Annotated in this window: 3 protein-coding genes; all 3 read right to left on the bottom strand. The window is 62.4% G+C overall.

Features of this window, described 5'->3' with window-relative positions:
- Positions 1-162: 162 nt before the first annotated feature.
- Positions 163-1803 (bottom strand): IS66 family transposase, encoded by a 1641-nt coding sequence (locus AB6809_RS36050; protein ID WP_371028588.1) that lies wholly within the window; start codon positions 1801-1803, stop codon positions 163-165.
- Positions 1804-1904: 101 nt separating this feature from the next.
- Positions 1905-2258, bottom strand: a complete 354-nt coding sequence (gene tnpB / locus AB6809_RS36045) for an IS66 family insertion sequence element accessory protein TnpB (RefSeq protein WP_371028587.1) — start codon at positions 2256-2258, stop codon at positions 1905-1907.
- Positions 2258-2746: a transposase gene (locus tag AB6809_RS36040; protein WP_371028586.1), complete on the bottom strand. Its 489-nt coding sequence runs from the start codon at positions 2744-2746 to the stop codon at positions 2258-2260. The genes tnpB and AB6809_RS36040 overlap by 1 nt, the downstream gene beginning before the upstream one ends.
- Between the last annotated feature and the right edge of the window lie 164 nt (positions 2747-2910).

Here is a 2910-nt window from a genome sequence, read left to right as displayed (position 1 = left end):
TCCCGGTGGATCGCAGCTCGCCGCGCCGTTACAAATTGACGTAAACCCATTGAGCGCCAGACTTCGTTATCTTGAGCGTAAGCGGCAGCTTTAGCACACCGAACGGAGGACCGTGCAACTGAGGGGCGGGCGCAGGGCACCGCCGGGGCGGCGCTCGATGTATCAGCCGTCCTGTGCCGTCGCCTGTTGCTGCCGCGCATAGTTGAATGGCAAGAGGTCCGTCACGTCGGCGTCCGGTGGACGCTGCGGCAGCTCCCTGAGTACGTGCAACAGGTAGTCGTACGGTTCGACACCGCAGGCACGGCAGGTCAGCACGAGACTGTAAATCGTGGCGCTGGCTTTTGCGCCGTCGACCGTGTCGCTGAACAGCCACGACTTTCTCGAAGTCGCAAACGGTCTGATGTCCCGCTCGCAGATATTGTTGTCAATTGCGGCTCGCCCGTCAGTGACGTAGCGGCTCAGATATTCCCACTGGTTACGCGTATAGGCGATTGCCTTACCGAGCAGGCTCTGGGGCGTCACCTTCGGCGCCAGTTCGTCAAGCCACGCCCTGAACGCCTCGAGTACCGGCACGCTGTGTTTCTGCCGCAAGTCATATGTGTAGTCGGCACGTGTCTGGCCGACGGGCAGATCGCCTTTGGCCAGCGCCTCGACACGGTACAGGGCCTGGAAGTATTCAAGCGCCTTTGCCACACGAGCGTTCGGCGGCTTCGGTTTTGCGCCATCCCCTTTCTTCTGCGCTGCCTTGTCCGCCTTGACGAATAGCCTGCGCGCGTGCGCCATGCAGCCGAAGTGCGTCGCCTTTTTCAGCGTGCGCCACGCACTGTATCCGTCGCTTACCAACATGCCGCTGTAGTTGCCGAGGAATTTCTTCGGATGCTCCTGGCCTCGCCCCGGCTGGTACTCGAACAGCACCACGGGTTCGGGGCAGTCTTCGGCGCTGCGGTAGACCCACGCATAGCTTTTACTCTGCGCAGACCGGCCGGGTTCCTTGAGTACCTGAAGCGTGGTCTCGTCGCCGTGGATCAGCGGCTGCGACAGCAATGTCTTGTACAGCGCGTCGTACAGGCGGGTGTAGTGCAATTCGCTGGGGCGGATGACCCAGTGTGCGAGCGTGCCCCGGCTCACCGGAATCTGCCAGCGGGCCATGGCGGCCTGCATCCGGTACAACGGCATGCCGTCGACGTATTTCGCGGTCGCGACCGTCGCGATCACCGACGCATCCGCATGGCTGCCCGGAAGTGGCTGTACCGGCATCGGTGCCAGCACGACCGGCGTATGTTCGGCGTGACGCTCGCAGTGCCGGCACGCGTACTTTGCACGCACGTTCTGGTGAACCGTCCATTTGACCTCGACATGCAGCTGTTCGCTGATGTCCTCGCCGATACGATGCATCGGATTGCCACAACACGGGCAACCTCGCTGGTCTTCCGGCAGATCGTACTCGATGCGTTCGCGCTTCAGGTACGCCGGCAACGGCTTGCGTCCCACCTTGCGCCGCTCAGGCTTGCCGGCCGGTGGCAAGCCGGTGTCGGGCAGCGCCGGCTGAATACTATCGTCGTCCTCGTCGCATGGTTCGCTCCGGGCGATCTGCTCGGCTTCGTCGAACACCCGATCCTTGCGTTTTTCGCTTTTCGGCGAGTACCGCTCGGCCTGCAGCAGCCGGACCTGTTCCTCAAGCTGCCCGACGCGCTGGTTCAGTTCGTCGATGTGCTTCGCGTCGCCGGCTACGCGCGCTTCGAGGGCGTGGATATAGCCCTGGACAGCCTCGGGTACGCGCTTGAGGTCAGGTGCATTCTTCATGCGCTCCAGGATAGCCAGGCGCGACGCGCCGTGGGTTTACGTCAATTTGTAACGGGTGCGTATTCCGTGCGCATTCCGTTGTTTACGTGCAACGTACCGGACTAGCTGGCGTGCTCGTAATGACGCGCAGGATGACGGCGAAGCGCGTCGATGTCGATGCCATCGAGCAGCCAGTGGAGCTGCTGCGTCGTCAGCTCGATCACGTCCTGATCGCGTCGCGGCCACACGAAATGGTCTTCCTCGAGCCGGCGCAGCAACAGCCAGAAGCCGGTGCGTTCGTACAGCAGGAGCTTGATCCGGTTGCATTTACGGTTGCGAAACGCGTACACTGCGCGCGCGAGCGGATCCAGTCGCATCGAATTCTCAACCAGGGCTGCAAGGGTATTGATGCCGCACCGGAAGTCGACCGGCTCACGATGCAGATAGACCCGCAGGTCTTCAGCGAAGCGCAGCATCACCGGCTCCTCAATGCGTCGATCATCGCTGTGAGCAGCGCCGTGTCCTGTTGCGTACATTCAAGTTCAAGACTCACCCCGTTGGGCAACTGCGCCACCAGGCGTGACGGCAACGGCGGGCGTTGCGAGGGGCGCGTCACTTCACGCGCCCGGGGCATTGGCGGCACCACCCCAGACGCAGGCGCTCTCGAATCTGCGCGCACCGCGTGTGGATCGGCTACTTCTACGACGGGCACGAATTTCGCCGTGCCCGTGCCGGGCAACTCCACGCAGTCGCTGCGCACCGCCCGCCTGCGCTCCAGCAGAATCCACTTGCGCAGCTGGTTGGCGTTCACGCCAGCCTTGAGCGCGAGCCCAGCCACCGACGCGCCGGGCTGCTCGCACGCCTCAATCAGTCGTCGCTTGCCTTCTGGATCAAAGCAGCGCCGACCGCCTTCGTCGATGTGCGTGACTTTAAGGGGAAGGAAATCAAGTTCGTCTGGGGTCATGTTGCGTCCGCAAGTTGAGTGATTGCGGACGCAAGCTTGATCTTCCACCTTCGAACACGCTAGGCGGGCAGAAACTAGCGCTTACTCGTAAGCGCGCAATTCAGCACACCGCAGTGATCGGCGAATCTGCACGAATGCAATAGTTACGGATCAGGCTGGGTGAC

Source organism: Paraburkholderia sp. RCC_158, from assembly GCF_041355255.1.
Taxonomy (GTDB): Bacteria; Pseudomonadota; Gammaproteobacteria; order Burkholderiales; family Burkholderiaceae; genus Paraburkholderia; species Paraburkholderia graminis.
Note: the sequence above shows the minus strand (reverse complement) of the source record. Positions and strands in the feature narration are given on the sequence as shown.